The sequence below is a fragment of the Streptomyces sp. NPDC048436 genome (assembly GCF_043200355.1).
Lineage (GTDB): Bacteria > Actinomycetota > Actinomycetes > Streptomycetales > Streptomycetaceae > Streptomyces.
Map to the genome: position 1 here is coordinate 176552 of NZ_JBICXP010000005.1, position 18715 is coordinate 195266.

20 protein-coding genes are annotated in these 18715 nt (G+C 70.1%); 10 read left to right on the forward strand and 10 right to left on the reverse strand.

What is annotated here, in order from left to right:
* Positions 1–89: 89 nt before the first annotated feature.
* From ACGFX9_RS19260 to ACGFX9_RS19270, 3 genes are all read right to left on the reverse strand, one after another.
* The gene (locus tag ACGFX9_RS19260) at positions 90–1031 is read right to left on the reverse strand and encodes a M28 family metallopeptidase (protein ID WP_393472956.1); all 942 of its coding nucleotides are present in this window, start codon (positions 1029–1031) and stop codon (positions 90–92) included.
* 105 nt (positions 1032–1136) lie between these two features.
* Positions 1137–1316: a hypothetical protein gene (locus tag ACGFX9_RS19265; RefSeq protein ID WP_393472959.1), complete on the reverse strand. Its 180-nt coding sequence runs from the start codon at positions 1314–1316 to the stop codon at positions 1137–1139.
* On the reverse strand, positions 1313–1762 hold the full coding sequence (locus tag ACGFX9_RS19270) for a VOC family protein (RefSeq protein WP_393472962.1): 450 nt from the start codon (positions 1760–1762) through the stop codon (positions 1313–1315). Before ACGFX9_RS19270 ends, ACGFX9_RS19265 begins: the two co-directional genes overlap by 4 nt.
* 37 nt (positions 1763–1799) lie before the next feature.
* Between ACGFX9_RS19270 and ACGFX9_RS19275 the strand changes: the two genes are divergently transcribed.
* Positions 1800–2456, forward strand: coding sequence for a CGNR zinc finger domain-containing protein (locus ACGFX9_RS19275; RefSeq protein WP_393472965.1), 657 nt, complete (start codon positions 1800–1802; stop codon positions 2454–2456).
* Here the strand turns inward: ACGFX9_RS19275 and rarD are convergent.
* Both rarD and ACGFX9_RS19285 read right to left on the reverse strand, forming a co-directional pair.
* Positions 2414–3430 (reverse strand): EamA family transporter RarD, encoded by a 1017-nt coding sequence (gene rarD, locus ACGFX9_RS19280; RefSeq protein WP_393472968.1) that lies wholly within the window; start codon positions 3428–3430, stop codon positions 2414–2416. The two genes, ACGFX9_RS19275 and rarD, sit on opposite strands and share 43 nt — an antisense overlap.
* Before the next feature lie 99 nt (positions 3431–3529).
* Positions 3530–4390, reverse strand: coding sequence for an SDR family oxidoreductase (locus ACGFX9_RS19285; protein ID WP_393472971.1), 861 nt, complete (start codon positions 4388–4390; stop codon positions 3530–3532).
* Between the two features lie 100 nt (positions 4391–4490).
* Between ACGFX9_RS19285 and ACGFX9_RS19290 the strand changes: the two genes are divergently transcribed.
* Positions 4491–4862 carry a winged helix-turn-helix transcriptional regulator gene (locus ACGFX9_RS19290; protein ID WP_393472974.1) on the forward strand — a complete coding sequence of 124 codons (372 nt, stop codon included), beginning with the start codon at positions 4491–4493 and terminating at the stop codon, positions 4860–4862.
* A gap of 50 nt (positions 4863–4912) precedes the next feature.
* Here the strand turns inward: ACGFX9_RS19290 and ACGFX9_RS19295 are convergent, their stop codons facing one another.
* The 5 genes from ACGFX9_RS19295 to ACGFX9_RS19315 form a co-directional block, all read right to left on the reverse strand.
* Positions 4913–6010: a 2-oxoacid:ferredoxin oxidoreductase subunit beta gene (locus ACGFX9_RS19295; RefSeq protein WP_393472976.1), complete on the reverse strand. Its 1098-nt coding sequence runs from the start codon at positions 6008–6010 to the stop codon at positions 4913–4915.
* The gene (locus ACGFX9_RS19300; protein ID WP_393472979.1) at positions 6003–7934 is read right to left on the reverse strand and encodes a 2-oxoacid:acceptor oxidoreductase subunit alpha; all 1932 of its coding nucleotides are present in this window, start codon (positions 7932–7934) and stop codon (positions 6003–6005) included. Before ACGFX9_RS19300 ends, ACGFX9_RS19295 begins: the two co-directional genes overlap by 8 nt.
* A 317-nt stretch (positions 7935–8251) precedes the next feature.
* Positions 8252–8911, reverse strand: a complete 660-nt coding sequence (locus ACGFX9_RS19305) for a LuxR C-terminal-related transcriptional regulator (protein WP_393473963.1) — start codon at positions 8909–8911, stop codon at positions 8252–8254.
* A 193-nt stretch (positions 8912–9104) separates the two neighbouring features.
* Positions 9105–10472, reverse strand: coding sequence for a sensor histidine kinase (locus ACGFX9_RS19310; protein WP_393472982.1), 1368 nt, complete (start codon positions 10470–10472; stop codon positions 9105–9107).
* 129 nt (positions 10473–10601) lie between these two features.
* Entirely contained in the window at positions 10602–11786 is a 1185-nt protein-coding gene (locus tag ACGFX9_RS19315) for a sensor histidine kinase (RefSeq protein ID WP_393472985.1), read from the reverse strand.
* Between the two features lie 196 nt (positions 11787–11982).
* Between ACGFX9_RS19315 and ACGFX9_RS19320 the strand changes: the two genes are divergently transcribed.
* Genes ACGFX9_RS19320 through ACGFX9_RS19355 form a run of 8 tightly spaced genes read left to right on the forward strand, consistent with a single transcriptional unit; the run spans position 11983 to position 18710 of the window.
* On the forward strand, positions 11983–12372 hold the full coding sequence (locus tag ACGFX9_RS19320) for an NADH-quinone oxidoreductase subunit A (protein WP_361182433.1): 390 nt from the start codon (positions 11983–11985) through the stop codon (positions 12370–12372).
* Complete coding sequence (locus ACGFX9_RS19325) at positions 12363–13064, forward strand: NADH-quinone oxidoreductase subunit B (RefSeq protein ID WP_393472988.1); 702 nt, start codon at positions 12363–12365, stop codon at positions 13062–13064. Before ACGFX9_RS19320 ends, ACGFX9_RS19325 begins: the two co-directional genes overlap by 10 nt.
* Entirely contained in the window at positions 13061–14098 is a 1038-nt protein-coding gene (locus ACGFX9_RS19330) for an NADH-quinone oxidoreductase subunit C (protein WP_393472991.1), read from the forward strand. Before ACGFX9_RS19325 ends, ACGFX9_RS19330 begins: the two co-directional genes overlap by 4 nt.
* The gene (locus ACGFX9_RS19335) at positions 14095–15063 is read left to right on the forward strand and encodes an NADH-quinone oxidoreductase subunit H (RefSeq protein WP_393472994.1); all 969 of its coding nucleotides are present in this window, start codon (positions 14095–14097) and stop codon (positions 15061–15063) included. Before ACGFX9_RS19330 ends, ACGFX9_RS19335 begins: the two co-directional genes overlap by 4 nt.
* Complete coding sequence (locus tag ACGFX9_RS19340; RefSeq protein WP_393472997.1) at positions 15063–15635, forward strand: NuoI/complex I 23 kDa subunit family protein; 573 nt, start codon at positions 15063–15065, stop codon at positions 15633–15635. Before ACGFX9_RS19335 ends, ACGFX9_RS19340 begins: the two co-directional genes overlap by 1 nt.
* Positions 15632–16297, forward strand: coding sequence for an NADH-quinone oxidoreductase subunit J (locus ACGFX9_RS19345; protein WP_393473000.1), 666 nt, complete (start codon positions 15632–15634; stop codon positions 16295–16297). Before ACGFX9_RS19340 ends, ACGFX9_RS19345 begins: the two co-directional genes overlap by 4 nt.
* Positions 16297–16719, forward strand: a complete 423-nt coding sequence (gene nuoK / locus ACGFX9_RS19350) for an NADH-quinone oxidoreductase subunit NuoK (protein ID WP_393473002.1) — start codon at positions 16297–16299, stop codon at positions 16717–16719. The genes ACGFX9_RS19345 and nuoK overlap by 1 nt, the downstream gene beginning before the upstream one ends.
* Entirely contained in the window at positions 16716–18710 is a 1995-nt protein-coding gene (locus ACGFX9_RS19355; protein WP_393473005.1) for an NADH-quinone oxidoreductase subunit L, read from the forward strand. Before nuoK ends, ACGFX9_RS19355 begins: the two co-directional genes overlap by 4 nt.
* The last annotated feature ends 5 nt before the right edge of the window (positions 18711–18715 follow it).

Here is an 18715-nt window from a genome sequence, read left to right on the forward strand (position 1 = left end):
TCCTGGAAATACGGCTACTGCTCATTACCTGCGTGTGCACTATATGCACACGCAGGTAACTGTGTCCAGGGTGGCCTGTGGCCCGCGGGTCAGGCGGAGAGCCCCCACACCGCGTACGCCACCGCGTCGCTGTTGTGGTCGAGCGCGGTGCCGTCGATGTTCGACTCCGTGTCGCACGCGGAGTGGTAGCACTTGTCGAACGGCTCACCGGCCGTGCCGCCCCAGTTCTGGGCCTGCCCGGCGGTCTTCTCGTAGTCGGCGCCGCTGAAAATACCGCCGACCGGGACGCCCGCGTCCTTGAACGGGGCGTGGTCCGAGCGTCCGTCGCCCTCCTCGTCAGGCTCCGTGGCGAGGTCGAGGCCGCCGTAGAAGTCCTTGAAGGTCTTCTCGATGGTGGGGTCGTCGTCGTAGACGAAGTAGCCCGGGTTCGGGGAGCCGATCATGTCGAAGTTCAGATAGTCCTTGATCTTCGAACGCTCGTCGGCCGGCAGCTTCTCGACGTAGTGCGAGGAGCCGACGAGCCCCAGCTCCTCGGCGCCCCACCAGGCGAACCGCAGATGCTTGGCGGGCTTGTACTGCTCGCGCGCCACGGTGAGGGCGGTCTCCAGTATCGCGGCCGAACCGGAGCCGTTGTCGTTGATGCCGGGCCCCGAATCGACGCTGTCGAGGTGCGAGCCCGCCATGACGACCTGGTCGGCGTCGCCGCCGGGCCAGTCGGCGATCAGGTTGTAGCCGGTCTTGCCGTTGGAGGTGAACTCCTGGAGCGAGGTGGTGAATCCGGCCTCGTCCAGCTTGCCCTTCACATAGTCGACGGAGGCCTTGTAGCCCGCGCTGCCGTGGGCGCGGTTGCCGCCGTTGGACGAGGCGATGTTCTGCAGCTGCGAGAGGTGGGCCTGGACGTTGGCCACGGATATGTCGGGCGCGGCCGCCGTGGGGGAGGGGGCCGCGGAGGATATCGCGCTGGTCGTGAGGAGTCCGGCGACGGCTATGACGGCGGCCGCCGTGGCGCGTCCGGGAACGGAGAGCTTCATGTGGGGGGCTCCGTGTTCTGTTGGCTCATTGCGTGGGGGACGCCAATTCCGCGTATGACGAACGGAATTGGCGTGCCTGATGGTGCTGGTGAGGTTGACCACGCGTCAAGAGCGCATATCGACGGGGTCGAGGCCGGCCAAGGTGCTGGAGACGACGTACCGCTCCATGCGGGCGTAGGGCCTGATCGAGCCCTGTGGCAGCCCTGCCTCGTAGGTGCCGCGCCCCATGAGCACGGTGTCGAAGCGCTTGTTCCGCGGCGCACCCGGGAGCGGCCCCCGCGTCACTGGACGCAGAACTCGTTCCCCTCGGGGTCCGTCATGACGATCCACTCGCCCCCCGGCTCCTTGACGTGCCGCAGGACGGCCGCGCCGAGCGCCTCGATGCGGGCGGCCTCGTCCTCGCGGGTGCCGGGCGCGGCGTGCACATCGAGATGCAGCCGGTTCTTGACGGTCTTCGTCTCCGGCACGCGCTGGAAGAGGATCCGCCGGCCCTGACCCGTGCCGCTCTCCTCCTCGTACGGATCGTCCGGATGCCGCACGGCCACCAGATCACGGAAGGCGCGGCGCCCGCGGAACTCGACGGTGTCGGACTCCTGGATGGCGCCGAAGCCGAGGAGGCGGGTGATGAGGACGCTGTTGTCCTCGACCTCGTAGCCCAGGGTCTCGGCCCAGAAGGTGGCCTGCGCGTGCGGATCGGCGGCGTCGACGACGAGTTTCCAATGTAGCGTCATAGTAACCACTTATACTGGTTACTATACGGAGGTAGCAATGAGGCAGGCCGGACAGGCGGAACGGGCACGGCGGCCGAGCGGGCCGGGGCTGACGCTGCATCACCCCGACGGGCAGCGCTTCCACTTCGATCCGGGCGCGCTGTGCCTGGAGTTGACCGCGACGGGCGGCCCGGGGATCTTCGCCCGCTTCGAGGCGCTGCACGCGCCGTCCGACCTGGTGCGGTGGGCGGGCGAGAGCCGCCTCAAGGCCGCCTCGCTCGAACTGACCGTCAGCGACGAGGAGTTGGCGGCGGTGCGGAACACCCGTGACGCCCTCTTCCTGCTCACCTTGGACCACGCCCAAGGCCGCCCACCGGCCCCCGAACTCCTGGCGACCGTGAACGCCGCGGCGGCCGAGCCCCCGCTCACCGCCCGCATCGAGCCCGACGGCACCCGCGCCTGGGCGCCGAACGCCACCGGCACCCAGCTCCTGTCGACCGTCGCGCGGGACGCCGTCGACCTCTTCACCGGGCCGTACGCGCACCGCATCCGCAAGTGCGCGACCTCCAACTGCTCCTTGCTCTTCGTCGACACCTCACGCCCGGGCCGCCGCCGCTGGTGCTCGATGGAACGCTGCGGAAACCGCCAGAAGGCCAGGGCGCACCGCGAGGCTCACTCGACGCGGGCCACCGCCTCCGCCACCCGCGACTCATAGGCCGGCCCCGGCCGCTCGGCGGCGAGCCGAGCCGCGTTACGCCGCGCGGTGCGCAACGCGTCCCAGGTCAGCAGCGTCAGCGCCAGCCACACGAGCCCGAACCCGGCCCACCGCTCAGGAGGCATCGCCTCGTGGAAGTAGAGGATGCCGAGCAGGAACTGGAAGACCGGCGCGAGGTACTGCAGCAGCCCAAGGGTCGACAGCGGCACCCGTATCGCGGCGGCGCCGAAGCAGACCAGGGGAATGGCGGTGACCACACCGGTCGCCGCGAGCAGCGCCGCGTGCCCGGTGCCTTCCGCCCCGAACGTCGCGTCCCCCCGCGCACCGAGCCAGACCAGGAACCCGACCGCGGGCAGGAACTGGATCGCGGTCTCCGCGGCGAGCGACTCAAGACCGCCGAGTCCGACCTTCTTCTTCACCAGGCCGTACGTGGCGAAGGAGAAGGCCAGGCAGAGGGAGATCCACGGCGGCTGCCCGTAGCCGAAGGCGAGTACGAGGACCGCCGCGAGGCCGACGGCGACGGCCGCCCACTGCACGGGACGCAGCCGCTCGCCGAGCAGCAGGACGCCCATCGCGATGGTGACCAGGGGGTTGATGAAGTAGCCGAGGGAGGCTTCCACGACGTGGCCGGAGTTCACGGCCCAGATGTAGACGCCCCAGTTGACGGTGATGACCGCGGCGGCGATCGTCACGAGCCCCAGCTTGCGCGGCTGGCGTATCAGCTCCCCCGCCCAGGCCCAGCGCCGCATGATGAGCAGCGCGACGCCGACCACGACGAGGGACCAGGCCATCCGGTGCGCGAGGATCTCACCCGCGCCCGAGGGCTTCAGGAGGGGCCAGAACAGGGGCACGAGGCCCCACATCCCGTAGGCCGCAAAACCGTTCAGCAGACCTATGCGCTGCTCGCTCTTCGACTGCGCAGCTGCGGCAGCGTCCACGGCCCCTCCTTGGTACACGGCAGCCCCACGCTGCATCCCCGAAGGTAGCGGCCCGGACACCCCCGTGTCATGCCCGTCTCACGAAAACGGTCATGACGTCCGTCCCGCCGTACCGCGCGCCCTCCAGCCGGGCGTTCAGCCCTTCAGCGCCACCGAGATCGCCTCGGCCACCGGCGTCGTCGGCCGCCCGATGAGCCGCGCCAGATCACCGCTCGTACCGGCGAGCCGCCCCCGCTCGATCGCCGAGTCGACGTCGACGAGGATCGCGGCGAACTGCTCGGGCAGCCCGGCGCCGGTCAGAATCGCGAGGTGCTGCTCGGCGGGGACGCTCGCGTACGAGATGTCCTTGCCGCTCTGCCGGGCGACCTCGGCGGCGTACTCGGCGAAGCTCCACGCCACGTCACCGCTCAGCTCGTAGACCTTGCCCTCGTGACCCTCACCGGTCAGTACGGCGACGGCGGCCGCCGCGTAGTCGGCGCGCGAGGCGGAGGCGACCCTGCCCTCGCCCGCGGAGGCGACGACGGCGCCGTGCTCCAGGACGGGGGCGAGGTTGGCCGTGTAGTTCTCGTGGTACCAGCCGTTGCGCAGGAACGTGTGCGGAAGGCCGGAGTCGAGGATCAGCTGCTCGGTCGCCTTGTGCTCGGCCGCGAGGTCGAAGTCGGCGTCGGGCCCGCCGAGGATGCCGGTGTACGCGAGGAGCGCGACATCCGCGCCGCGCGCCGCGTCGATGACCGCCGCGTGCTGCGGCACCCGCTTGCCCACCTCGCTGCCGGAGATCAGCAGCACCCTGTCGCCCGCGGCGAAGACGCCGGCGAGGGTCTCGGGCGCGTTGTAATCGGCGACGCGCAGTTCGACGCCGCGCGCGGCCAGCTCGGCGGCCTTGTCCTTGTCGCGGACGACGGCGGCGATCTGCCCGGCGGGGACCTGCGCGTCGAGCAGCCCGTCGATGACGAGACGGCCGAGGTGTCCGGTGGCTCCGGTGACGACGATGCTCATGGCTGATTGCTCCTGTTTCGACCAGTGGAATTCGGTATGCCCTAACCGTAGCGCTGGCGCTAACTATTCGTAAGTACCCACTTTGAAGTAAGGTACTGGCATGACAGTAAGTGGGTGGAACCTCGACAGCGACCAGATGTGCCCGCAGCGTCTGGTCCTGGAGCACGTCACAAGCCGCTGGGGCGTCCTCGCCCTGATCGCCCTGGAGGAGCGCTCGCACCGCTTCAGCGAGCTGCGCCGCGCGCTCGGCCGGGTGAGCGAGAAGATGCTGACCCAGACCCTGCAGACCCTGGAGCGCGACGGCCTCGTGCACCGCGACGCCAAGCCGGTCATCCCGCCCCGCGTCGACTACTCCCTCACGGATCTGGGGCGCGAGGCCGCCGAGCAGGTGCGGGCCCTTGCGGCCTGGACGGAGCGGCGCATGGACGACGTACACAAGGCGCGTGCCGCATACGACGAGGCCCGGTCCTGAGAGATCAGAACCGGGCGTCGGGGCGAGGCTGTTGAGAGGACTGTGGAGCGTCAGCCTGCGACGGTCCAGGTGTCGCCGCCGGCGAGGAGGGCTGCGAGGTCGCCCTTGCCGTTCTGTTCGATGGCGGTGTCGAGCTGGTCGGACATGAGCGTGTCGTAGACGGGGCGTTGGACATCGCGCAGGACACCGATGGGCGTGTGGTGCAGGGTGTCGGGGTCGGCGAGGCGGGAGAGCGCGAAGGCCAGGGTGGGCGAGGTGGAGTGCGCGTCGTGGACCAGGATCTGAGACTCGGTCTCAGAAGTGACCGGGACGACCTTGAGGTCGCCGGTGGCCGCGTCGCGTACGACGCCCTTGGAGCCGAGGCCGTTCTCCAGCGGTGTCCCGAAGCGGATGGGCTGTCCGTGCTCCAGGCGGATGACGGCTTCCTCGGCCTGCTGCTTGTCCTTCAACACCTCGAAGGCGCCGTCGTTGAAGATGTTGCAGTTCTGGTAGATCTCCACCAGGGCCGTGCCGGGGTGGTCGGCGGCCTGGCGCAGCACGGAGGTGAGGTGCTTGCGGTCGGAGTCCACCGTGCGCGCCACGAAGCTCGCCTCCGCGCCGATGGCGAGGGAGACGGGGTTGAAGGGCGCGTCGAGTGAGCCCATCGGCGTCGACTTGGTGATCTTGCCGATCTCGGAGGTCGGGGAGTACTGGCCCTTGGTGAGTCCGTAGATCCGGTTGTTGAAGAGCAGGATCTTGAGGTTGACGTTGCGGCGCAGGGCGTGGATGAGGTGGTTGCCGCCGATGGACAGGGCGTCGCCGTCGCCGGTGACCACCCACACGCTCAAGTCCCGCCGCGATGAGGCGAGTCCGGTGGCGATGGCGGGGGCGCGGCCGTGGATGGAGTGCATCCCGTAGGTATTCATGTAGTACGGGAAGCGCGAGGAGCAGCCGATGCCGGAGACGAAGACGATGTTCTCCTTGGCCAGACCCAGCTCGGGCATGAAGCCCTGCACGGCCGCCAGGACGGCGTAGTCACCGCAGCCGGGGCACCAGCGCACCTCCTGATCGGACTTGAAGTCCTTCATGGACTGCTTGGCCTCGGCCTTGGGCACCAGGGAGAGCGCTTCGATCGTGCTCCCGGTGCCTTCGGTCTGCGTGTCAGCCATGGATGGCCTCCTTGAGGGCCGTGGCGAGCTGCTCGGCCTTGAACGGCATTCCGTTGACCTGGTTGTACGAGACGGCGTCCACGAGGTACTTGGCGCGGACCAGCGTGGCGAGCTGCCCGAGGTTCATCTCCGGGATCACCACCTTGTCGTAACGCTTGAGGGCCTCGCCCAGATTCCGTGGGAAGGGGTTGAGGTGGCGCAGATGGGCCTGGGCGACGCTCTCGCCGACCGCGCGCAGACGGCGTACGGCGGCGGTGATGGGTCCATACGTCGAACCCCAGCCAAGGACCAGCAACTTGGCGTCGCCGGTGGCGTCGTCGACCTCCAGGTCGGGCACCTGGATTCCGTCGATCTTGGCCTGGCGGGTGCGGACCATGAAGTCGTGGTTGGCCGGGTCGTAGGAGATGTTGCCCGTGCCGTCCTGCTTCTCGATACCGCCGATACGGTGCTCAAGACCCGGCGTGCCGGGAATGGCCCAGGGGCGGGCCAGGGTCTGCGGGTCCCGTTTGTAGGGCCAGAAGACTTCCGTGCCATCGGCCTCGGTGTGATTCGTACCGGAGGCGAACTGCACACGCAGATCCGGGAGTTCATCCGTATCCGGGATCCGCCAGGGCTCGGAGCCGTTGGCCAGATACCCGTCCGACAGCAGGAACACCGGCGTGCGGTAAGTGACCGCGATGCGCGCCGCCTCGATCGCGGCGTCGAAGCAGTCGGCGGGCGTCTTGGGGGCGACGATCGGCACCGGCGCCTCCCCGTTGCGCCCGTACATCGCCTGCAGCAGATCGGCCTGCTCGGTCTTGGTCGGCAGGCCCGTCGAAGGCCCGCCCCGCTGGATGTCGATGACCAGCAGCGGCAGTTCGAGCGAGACCGCGAGGCCGATGGTCTCCGACTTCAGCGCCACACCGGGACCGGACGTGGTGGTGACCGCCAGCGACCCGCCGAACGCGGCGCCCAACGCGGCCCCGATGCCCGCGATCTCGTCCTCGGCCTGGAAGGTGCGCACCCCGAAGTTCTTGTGCTTGGACAGCTCATGCAGGATGTCGGAGGCCGGGGTGATGGGGTACGAGCCCAGATACAGCGGCAGATCCGCCTGCCGGCCCGCCGCGATCAGCCCGTACGACAGCGCCAGGTTCCCCGAGATGTTGCGGTACGTGCCCATCGGGAACGCGGCGGACGCCGGGGCCACCTCGTAGGAGACGGCGAAGTCCTCCGTCGTCTCACCGAAGTTCCAGCCCGCATGGAACGCGGCGATATTCGCCTCCGCGATGTCCGGCTTCTTCGCGAACTTCGTCCGCAGGAACTTCTCCGTGCCCGCCGTGGGCCGGTGATACATCCACGACAACAGCCCAAGCGCGAACATGTTCTTCGACCGGCCCGCGTCCTTGCGCGAAAGGTCGAACTCCTTGAGCGCCTCGACGGTCAGCGTCGTCAACGGCACCGGGTGGACGCTGTATCCGTCCAGCGAGCCGTCCTCCAGCGGCGACACCTCGTAGCCGACTTTCTGCATCGCCCGCTTGGAGAACTCGTCCGTGTTGACGATGATCTCCGCGCCGCGCGGCACATCGGCGATGTTCGCCTTCAAAGCCGCCGGGTTCATCGCGACCAGGACGTTCGGCGCATCGCCCGGAGTGAGGATGTCGTGGTCGGCGAAATGCAACTGGAAAGAGGAGACACCCGGCAGGGTCCCGGCAGGAGCACGGATCTCGGCGGGGAAGTTCGGCAGTGTCGACAGGTCGTTCCCGAAGGACGCCGTCTCCGAAGTGAACCGGTCACCGGTGAGCTGCATACCGTCACCGGAGTCACCCGCGAAGCGAATGATCACCCGGTCCAGACGGCGTACATCCTTCTCGCCGGTGTGCTTGCGTTGCTCTCCGACGACTGCCCCATCGGCCTGCTCGGCTGGGCTACTGACCTGGCTGGTCACTGAACTGGACCTCCCTCGGGCGGCTGAGCGGGAAGGGCTGGGCGACCGGCCTTCCCAAAGCCCACCCTACGTCGGTAAGGGTCGCCTTCCTGGGGTAGATCGCATCGTGGACGTGTTTTTGAGACGCCCGAATGCCCCGATTTGCCGTGATGTGCCTAGCCCCCCGGCCCGCCATGGAAGACGCCCCCACTCATTCTTTGGTTCTAGGACTGTTCTCCGTGCTCGTGTCTCGTGCGCGTGTCTGTGTGTCTGTGCGTCTGCGTGCTCGGTGCCGCTGCCGCTGCGGTGCGTGAAATTGCTGACAGAGTGTCAGGTCGCTAGGAGTTGAGATAGGTGAGCACCGCCAGTACACGCCGGTGATCCCCGTCACTCTGGGAAAGGCCCAGCTTCAGGAAGATGTTGCTGACGTGCTTCTCGACGGCGCCGTCGCTCACCACGAGCTGCCGGGCCACCGCCGAGTTCGTACGCCCCTCGGCCATCAGACCGAGTACCTCGCGTTCGCGTGGCGTAAGCCCCGCGAGGACGTCCTGCTTGCGGCTGCGGCCGAGCAGTTGCGCCACGACCTCCGGGTCGAGCGCGGTGCCGCCGTCCGCGACGCGCACCACGGCGTCCACGAACTCGCGCACGTCGGCGACGCGGTCCTTGAGCAGATAGCCGACGCCACGACTGGACCCGGCGAGCAACTCGGTGGCGTACTGCTCCTCGACGTACTGGGAGAGGACGAGCACCCCGAGCCCCGGATACTGCTGGCGCAGATGCACCGCGGCCCGCACTCCCTCGTCGGTGTGCGTCGGCGGCATCCGCACGTCGGCGACGACCACATCCGGCAGTCCGCTCGTCGACGACAGTTCGTCGATCGTCTTGATCAGGGCGACCGCGTCGCCCACCCCCGCGACGACGTCATGCCCGCGGTCGGTCAGCAACCGGGTCAGGCCCTCCCTGAGCAGCACTGAATCCTCGGCGATGACCACCCGCACTTTGTCCTCCACGTCCACGGCCCCCCGGTGTATTCGGTTCTCGGTGTTCCCCGGCACTCAGTATCGCGCCTGGGCGCGTGAGAAGGGGCGTTACGGCCTGCGTGGGCTCGTGGGCCCTCGCGGGCACGGCGAAACCCACCCGTCCATCCCGCGTCGCGGGGCGTTCGGGTGGGCAGCGGGCCGGCAGCCGCGGCTACGCCCGCCAGGGCAACTCCGCCGTCACGGTCGTGGGCCCGCCCACCGGCGAATCCACCACGAGGATCCCGTCGACCGCGTCGAGCCGCTCGGCGAGTCCGGCAAGGCCGGAGCCGCTGGTGACGTCCGCGCCGCCCGCGCCGTCGTCGGAGACCTGGAGCATGAGCCGGTCCTCGACCTGCCAGACGTCGACCGCGCCCCGGGTCGCACGGGCGTGCTTGCTGATGTTCTGCAGGAGCTCGGAGACCGTGAAGTACGCGATGCCCTCGATCGCGGCGGCGGGCCGCGCGGGCAGGTCCACCTCGACCTGGACCGGTACCGTGCACCGGGCGGCCAGCGAGGACAGGGCCGCGTTCAGGCCGCGGTCGGTCAGGACCGCCGGGTGGATGCCGCGGGCCAGGTCGCGCAGCTCCTGGAGGGCGACCTTGACCTCGCCGTGCGCCTCGTCCACCATGCGCGCGGCGGCCTCGGGGTCCTCCGTCAGTTTCTCCTTGGCGAGACCCAGATCCATGGCGAGGGCGACCAGGCGGGCCTGCGCGCCGTCGTGCAGGTCCCGCTCGATGCGGCGCAGGTCGGCCGCGGCCGTGTCGACGACGACACCACGGTCCGACTCCAGCTCGACGACCCGCGTCGCCAGGCTCGACGGGCCGAGCAGCCCGACGACCATGACGCGGTCGACGGTGGTCAGGGCCCGGATGATCCAGGGGGTGGCCAGCATGACGAGCAGGCCGGTGAGGGCGGTGACGCCGATCTCGAAGGGGTTGTCCAGGAGGACGCGGTGACCGTCGTCGCCGTAGAGCTGGATGCCGTCCTGGCCCGCGTAGGCCGGGAAGATCCACTGCCACAGCGGGTACGTCACCATCGCCCAGCCGTACGTCCAGAAGACGATCGACACGGTGAAGGAGAAGATCGCCCACGGCATGTGCAGGACGGCGTAGACGACGTGCCGCCAGGAGACGCCGCTCTTGAGCACGGCGCCCATCCAGGCCATCGGGCCGCTGCCCTTGGGCCGCAGCGGCTCCGGGTTCGCCACCTCCACGTCGAGCAGCGCACGTGCCCGCACCCGCTCCAGCGAGCCGATGCCACGGCAGGCGGCGAGTCCGGTGGCGAGCACCGGGATGCCGATGAAGGTGATCAGCAGTCCTGCGCCCAGCGACAGCATGGTGATGGCGAACGTGAACGTCACGATGGAGATCGGCAGGCTCAGGAGCACATAGCCGAACTCCTTCCAGGCGCGGGCCTCGAACGGCGCGCGCAGCCCGGCGGGGACACGGTGGCGTCGCTCGTCGAGGTCGGATCCCCGGAACTCCGAACGGTCCATGCGGCCGTGCTCCTGTCCGTACTCGTGTCCGTACTCCGTGGCCATCGGTGTCGTCCGTTTCTGCTCGGGTCAAGCTCTGTTCCGGAGTCGGGTTCCGGCGTCGTATCTCCAGAGTGCTGGCCGAACTTGATCCGGACCATGTGGTGCGTAGGTGTCTTGGACCGGGGGTTTTCCCTACCCCCGGGCCGCGTGCTCCCGGTCCCGCCACGGCAGTTCCGCCGTGATCGTCGTGGGCCCGCCCTGCGGCGAGTCGATCACGAACAGGCCGTCGACCGCGCCGAGCCGGTCGGCGAGCCCCGCCATACCCGTGCCCCCGTCGAGGCTCGCGCCGCCGTGGCCGTCGTCCTGCACCTGGATGAGGAGCCGCTGGTCCGCGCACCACACCTCGACGGACGCCGAACGGGCCCCGCTGTGCTTGCTGACGTTCTGCAGCAGCTCGGAGACCGTGAAGTACGCGATGCCCTCGATCGCGGCGGCCGGGCGCGTCGGCAGATCGGCGGTCACCTTCACCGGGACCGTGCACCGCGAGGCCACGGAGGACAGCGCCGCGTTCAGGCCGCGGTCGGTCAGGACCGCCGGGTGGATGCCGCGGGCCAGGTCGCGCAGCTCCTGGAGGGCGACCTTCACCTCGCCGTGCGCCTCGCCCACCATGCGCGCCGCGGCTTCGGGGTCCTCCAGGAGCTTCTCCTTGGCCAGACCGAGCCCCATGGCGAGGGCGACCAGGCGGGCCTGCGCACCGTCGTGCAGATCGCGCTCGATGCGGCGCAGGTCGGCCGCGGCCGTGTCGACGACGACACCACGGTCCGACTCCAACTCGACGATGCGCCGCTCCAGTTCATCGGAGGGCGAGAGCAGCCCGCGCACCATCGCGCGGTCCGCGTTGGCCAGGCCGCGCACGATGTAGGGGAGCACGGGCCAGAGCACGAAGAGGCCGACCAGGGTGATGGTGAAGGTCAGCACACCCCAGGGCAGCCGCATGAACCCGTACAGCATGGCGCGCCAGCCCACCGGATCCTTCAGGCTCGACCACAGCCAGCTGAAGAACCCGTGCCCGTGCGTCGGCATCGGGCTCGGCTCGTCGATCCGCACCCCGAGCAGCGAGCGGGCCCGGGCCCGCTCCACCTTGCCGATCTGCCGTGCGCCGAGCAGCGCGCCCGCGAGCAGCGGCAGGCCGATGACCGTCACGGCGAGTCCGCAGCCCATCGCGAGCGTCGTGACGACGTAGACGAAACCGGCCACGCCCAGCGGGAGGTTGGTGAGGAGATGCGCGATCTCCTTCCAGGTGTGACGGCCGTACGACGCGAAGCGCGCGGGCGGCGGCGGTGAAGGAGTGGATGAGGACATGGCGCTTGCGGTCATAAGCGCTAGGGTGCCCGGCGCGCCGCCGCGATGCCATGAGGAGGGCCGCCCGGACGACCGGGGGATAACCCCACCCGCGGGTACCACCGGGCACCACCAGTCCTTGCCGAAGCGTGACGCTCTGCTTACCTCAGCTTTAGCAGGCCCTAGACTCCCGTGGGGTCGGATGAGGGCGGTCAGGGAGTGAGGGGCTGACGTGCACGTGACGAACGTCGCGGCGAGCTATTACCAGTCGTACTCAGTCGTCGGGCTGCTCGCCGTCGTCGGCGTGCTGTTCGTCGCTGTCGCCTTCGGCGCGGGGCGGCTGCTGCGGCCCGTCGTGCCGACCCCCGAGAAGCTGCTGACGTACGAGTGCGGCGTCGACCCGGTCGGCGACGGCTGGGCCCACACCCAGGTCCGCTACTACGTCTACGCGTTCCTCTACGTCATCTTCGCCGTCGACTCGATCTTCCTCTTCCCGTGGGCCACGGTCTTCGCCGCGCCCGGCTACGGTGCGACGACGCTGGTGGAGATGTTCATCTTCCTCGGCTTCCTGACCGTGGGCCTGCTGTACGCATACAAGAAGGGCGTCCTCACATGGACGTGACCCCCGCTTCCGCTTCCGCCTCTTCCGTCCCTGCCTCGGCCCCCGTCGATCTGCCGGAGCCGGTGCTGCGCCCCGAGCCGCAGAAGCTCGGCGTGCTGTCCCGCCTTGCCCCCGAGCCGATGAAGGTGGTCCTCAACTGGGGCCGCCGGTACTCGTTGTGGGTCTTCAACTTCGGGCTCGCCTGCTGCGCCATCGAGTTCATCGCCGCCTCCATGGCCCGGCACGACTTCATCCGGCTCGGCGTGATCCCGTTCGCGCCGGGGCCGCGCCAGGCCGACCTGATGGTCGTCTCCGGTACGGTCACGGACAAGATGGCCCCGGCCGTGAAGCGCCTGTACGAGCAGATGCCCGAGCCGAAGTACGTCATCTCCTTCGGCGCCTGCTCCAACTGCGGCGGCCCCTACTGGGATTCGTACGCGGTGACCAAGGGCGTCGACCAGATCATTCCGGTCGACGTGTACGTTCCCGGCTGCCCGCCCCGTCCCGAGGCGCTGCTCCAGGGCATCCTCAAGCTCCAGGAGAAGATCGCGGCGGAGTCGCTGCGTGAGCGGTACGGCAACGGCGGTAGTGGCGGTAGTGGCGGTAATGGCAACCGGCCTTCGACGGCGGCTCTCCAGAGCGGACTCGTGAAGCCGCCGGTGCCGGGTGCCGCGACGGCGGGCGGGTCCGTGGCGGGGGAGGGGAACGCATGACCGGCTGGCTGCCGAGCCCCGTCGAGGAGCTCTTCGGCGCGGAGGCCACGGCCGACGAGGCGTACGACCTCCTGACGGTCGACGTCCCGCCGAGCTCGTGGATCACGGCGCTCGAAACCGCGCGCACGGCCCTGACCTGCACCTACTTCGACTGGCTGAGCGCCGTCGACGAACCGGGCACGGGCTTCCACGTCTCGGCCCACGTCGTCGCCCTCTCTCCTGTACGCCGCCTCCTCATCCGTACGACCGTTCCGCACGAGGCCCCGGTCCTGCCGACCGCGGTCGACGTCTACGCGGGCGCGGCGTGGCATGAGCGCGAGACGCACGAGATGTTCGGCATCGGCTTCGACGGCCACCCCCACCTGGTGCCCCTGCTCCTCCCGGACACCTTCGAAGGCCACCCCCTGCGCAAGGACTTCGTCCTGGCCGCCCGTGTCGCCAAGGCGTGGCCCGGCGCGAAGGAGCCGGGGGAGTCGGAGCACGGCGGGCCCAAGCGCCGCCAGATGCTGCCGCCCGGCGTACCCGACCCGAACGAATGGGGCCCCCTGAAGGGCCAGCTCCCCGCGGCCCCGGCCCGCCCGGCCCGCGGCGCCGCCCGCGCGGCAGGCGACCGCCCGGTCCGCCGGGCCCGCACGGCGGGGGAGGGCTCGGCCAGCCAGGCGGCGGACGCACCGCCGGAGGCTCCCGCGCCTGCACCGCGCAGGGCGCGCAGCGTGAGCCAGGGCTCGGCATCCCAGCGGCCGACGGCGGAGTCGGCACCGGAGCCGAAGCAGTCGGAGGCGAAGCCGTCGGAGGCGGAGCCGAAGCCGGAGACGCCCCCGGCCGGTTCGGACGCCCCGTGGCACCAGGCACGCCCGGCCTTCGAAGCCACCGAGGAACCGGCTCCGAGCACCCCGGAGGAATCCGAAAGCACCGACGCAGGCGCCACCGACACCAGCACCGACACCAGCACCGACACCAATACCGCTGGCCCCGAAGAGACCCGCCCCGAAGACAACCGCCCCGAAGAGACCCGCCCAGGAGGCACGGAGTGACCGACGCGCTCGACGTCGCCCTGCGTCTCCTCATCGTCTTCGCCGTCTTCCTGGTCCTGCCCCTCGTCATCGGCCAGACCGAGCACAAGGTGATGGCCCACATGCAGGGCCGCCTGGGCCCGATGTACGCGGGCGGCTTCCACGGCTGGGCCCAGCTCGTCGCGGACGGCGTGAAGTTCGCGCAGAAGGAAGACGTCGTACCGGCCGAGGCCGACCGCCGCATCTTCCAGCTCGCTCCCGCCGTCGCCCTGCTGCCCTACCTCCTCGTGCTGGTCGCCATCCCCATCGGCCCGAGTGAAGGCGCCGTCGGCCAGCTCGTCGACGCGGGCATCTTCTTCGTCCTCGCGGTCATGGGCGTCGGCGTACTCGGCTCGCTCATGGCCGGCTGGGCCAGCGCCAACAAGTTCTCCCTCCTCGGCGGCCTGCGCACCGCCGCCCAGCTCCTCGCGTACGAGCTGCCGATGCTGCTCGCCGCCGCCTCCGTGGCGATGGCGGCCGGCACTGTCTCGCTGCCCGGCATCCTCAACGCCTTCGAGTGGTGGTGGCTGCCCTGGCAGATCGTCGGCGCCCTCGTCTTCTTCATCGCGGGCCTCGCCGAACTCCAGCGCCCGCCCTTCGACATGCCGGTCGCCGACTCGGAGATCATCTTCGGCGCGTACACCGAGTACACGGGCCTGCGCTTCGCCCTCTTCCTCCTCGCCGAGTACGCCGGAATCGTCGTCCTCTGCGGCCTCACCACCGTCCTCTTCCTCGGCGGCTGGCACGGCCCCTGGGGCGCCGACGGCCTCGGCTGGGTCTGGACCCTCCTGAAGACCGGCCTGCTCGCCTTCGTCGTGATCTGGCTCCGCGTCAGTTACCCCCGTCTCCGCGAGGACCAGCTCCAGAAGTTCTCCTGGACCCTCCTCGTCCCGCTCGCCCTCGCGCAGATCGCGCTCACCGGAATCGTGAAGGTGGCGATCAACTAGTGGCTCCGATCCCCGGATCCGGCCTGGCCAAGGGCCTCGCCGTCACCCTCCGTACGATGACGAAGAAGACCGTCACCGAGCAGTACCCGGAGCACCAGCCCGAACTACCGCCCCGCACCCGCGGCGTGATCGGGCTCTTCGAGGAGAACTGCACGGTCTGCATGCTCTGCGCCCGTGAGTGCCCGGACTGGTGCATCTACATCGACTCCCACAAGGAGACGGTCCCGCCGGCCGTCGAGGGTGGCCGCGAACGCAGCCGCAACGTCCTCGACCGCTTCGCCATCGACTTCTCCCTCTGCATGTACTGCGGCATCTGCATCGAGGTCTGCCCCTTCGACGCACTGTTCTGGTCCCCGGAGTTCGAGTACGCCGAGACCGACATCCACGAACTCACCCACGAGCGCGACAAACTCCGCGACTGGATGTGGACGGTCCCCGCCCCGCCCGCCCTGGACCCCGCCGCGGAGGAGCCCAAGGAGATCGTCACCGCCCGCAAGACGGCGGAGAAGCTGGCCGCGGCGCAGCAGGCCACGCAGCAGGCCACGGAGTCCGGACCGGAGGGAGACGCATGACCCTCGCGGCCAACGCCCCCCAGGGCTTCCTCTCCCCGACGGGAGTGGAGATCGCCTTCGTCCTGGTCGGCCTCGTCACCCTCGGCTCGGCGATCGTCACCGTCACCACCAAGCAGCTGGTGCACGCCGCCCTGTGGCTCGTGGCGACACTCGGCGGCCTGGCCGTCGAGTACCTCCTGCTCACCGCCGAGTTCATCGCCTGGGTACAGGTCCTGATCTATGTCGGCTCCGTCGTCGTCCTCCTCCTGTTCGGACTGATGCTCACCCGGGCCCCCATCGGCCGCTCCCCGGACGCCGATTCGGGCAACCGCCCGGTCGCGCTCGCGGTGGCCGCCCTCGCCGCGGCCGCCCTGGTCTGGGTCGTCGTCGACGCCTTCCGCACCACCTGGATCGATCTCGACAGCGCCGCCGAGAAGGCCCAGGGCTCCACCGCCGTGACCGGAGAGTTCCTCTTCCGGCACTGGGTGCTGCCCTTCGAAGCCCTCTCCGTGCTGCTCCTCGCCGCCCTGGTCGGCGCGATCGTCCTCTCCCGCAGGAACGCCCGCATGACCCGCCTGACCCGCACGACCGGCCTGACCGGCCTGACCCGCACGACCGGCCTGAACGGCGCCCCCGGCGACCGCCCCGCCACCGGTGCCCCCGGCGACAAGGAGCAGCGCTGATGCACCTCGCCTATCCCGCCGTCCTGGCCGTCCTCCTCTTCTGCGTAGGCCTGTACGGAGTGCTCGCCCGGCGCAACGCGATCCTGGTCCTGATGTCCGTCGAGCTCATGCTCAACGCCGTCAACCTCAACCTGGTCGCCTTCGATGTCTGGCTCCGCGACGCCCTCCACTCCGGCCAGGCCCTGACGCTCTTCACCATCGCCATCGCCGCCGCCGAGATCGGCATCGGCCTCGCGATCGTCCTGGCGGTCTACCGCAACCGCGGCTCCTCCGCAGTCGACGAACTCCGCGACACCGCCGAGGGCCCCGACGACCCCGATGACGATCCCGAGGGCGCCGCCGCCGAAGAGCCCGCTTCCGAGGATGAGGCGCGGAAGTCGGAGAAGGCCCAGAAGTCGCAGAAGGCTGAGGCCACCGCGTGACCACGACCACCCTCGCCGTACTCGTCCCCCTCCTGCCGTTCCTCGGCGCCGTCGCCGGCCTGCTGCTCGGCCGCACGATCCCGGGTCTCGTACGCCCCCTCGCCGTGCTGCCGACCCTCGCGGCGCTGGTCCTCGCCGCCCTCGTGGCGTACCGACAGGGCGGCGGCCAGTCCGTCGACTCGGCCACCGAGCTCACCCCGACCGGCTCGGTCCCCGTCGAACTCGCCCTGCACATCGACGGCTTCGCCGCCCTCGTCGCCGTACTGGTCGGCGTCGTCGCCTCCTGTGTGCAGATCTACTCGACGGGCTACCTGCGCGACGACCCGCGCTACCCCTCGTACGCCGCTCTTGTCTCCCTCTTCACCTCCGCGATGCTGCTCGTCGTCTACTCCGGCGACCTGATGGTGCTCCTGGTCGGCTGGGAGATCATGGGCATCTGCTCGTACTTCCTCGTCGGCCACTACTGGGAGACGCCCGAAGCCCGCGCCGCCTCCCTCAAGGCCTTCCTGGTCACCAAACTCGGCGATGTCCCCTTCCTGATCGGCCTGTTCGCGCTCGCCACCGACGCCGGGTCTTTCCGCATCACGACGATCCTCGCGAAGGTCGCGGACGGCGGCCTCGACCACCCGACGCTGATCGCCCTGCTGCTCCTCGCCGGTGTGGCGGGCAAGTCCGCGCAGTTCCCGCTGCACACCTGGCTGCCCGACGCGATGGCGGGCCCCACGCCCGTCTCCGCGCTCATCCACGCCGCGACGATGGTCGCCGCCGGTGTCTACTTCGTGGCACGGCTCCTCCCGGTCTTCGCCGCCTCGTCGGCGGCCCTGGTCGTCCTCGCCGTCATGGCCGCCGTCACGATGGCCGGATCTGCCCTCGCGGCGCTCGCCCAGGACGACATCAAGCGCGTCCTCGCGTACTCGACGATCGGCCAGCTCGGCTACCTCACCGGCGCCCTCGCCGTCGGCGACCGCGGCGCGGCCGTCTTCCACCTCCTTACGCACGGCGCCTTCAAGGCGCTCCTCTTCCTCGGCGCGGGCGTGATCATCCACGCCGCAGGCACCAACTCCCTCGCCGCGATGTCCCGTATGAAGGGCCTGCGCGACCGGGTCCCGGACGCCTTCTGGACGATGACCGTGGCGCTCCTCGCGCTCGCCGCGATCCCGCCGTTCAGCGGCTTCTTCTCCAAGGAAGCCGTCCTGGGCGCCGCCGAGCACGCGGCCACCGGCCACTCCGAGACGGCCCCCAACGCCGCGGGGTGGATCGTCCTCGTCGCCGGTCTGCTGACCGCCCTCCTCACCGCCGCCTACGCGACGCGCCTGTGGCTGCTGGCCTTCAACGGCAAGGGTCCAGAAGCCCCCCACCACGGCAGGCAGCCCATCACGATGACCGCCGTGCTCTGGGTGCTCGCCGTCCCCTCACTCGCCCTCGGTCTGACCGTCGGCGTCCTTCCGGACTGGTTCGACGGCCACTCGCTCACCCCGACCCTCACCACCTCCGTCCTTGGCACCGGACTCGCCCTCGTCGGCGGGCTCGTCACCTACGGCGCCTGGCGCCACACCACGGCACTGGCCGCCCGCCACCCGATGGGCGCGGTCGCCGCCGACACGGGGGGCGATGGAGGCCTGGTGGAAGCAGAGGCCATCGCCACGCACGCCCCCGCCTACGGAGACGTGGCCGGCGCCCACGACCCGGCCGACCCCGGCCGCCTCCTGCTCGGCCCGCTGCACCGGCACGCCGCCGTCGGCTTCCACCTGGACGCCCTCTACGCGGCCCTGTTCGTGCGCCCCGTCCAGGCCGCCGCGCGCCTCGTCCGGTTCCTCGACCGCGAGGTCGTCGACACGTACGTACGCGGTGCGGGCGCCGCACCCCGCTGGCTCGGCGCGGCCGTCCGCCGCGCGCAGACCGGCAATGTGCAGACCTACCTGAGCGCGCTGCTCGCAGGCACCGTCGTCCTGGCTGTCGCCGCCGTCCTCGTCGCCACCGCCGGAGCGTGAGCAGC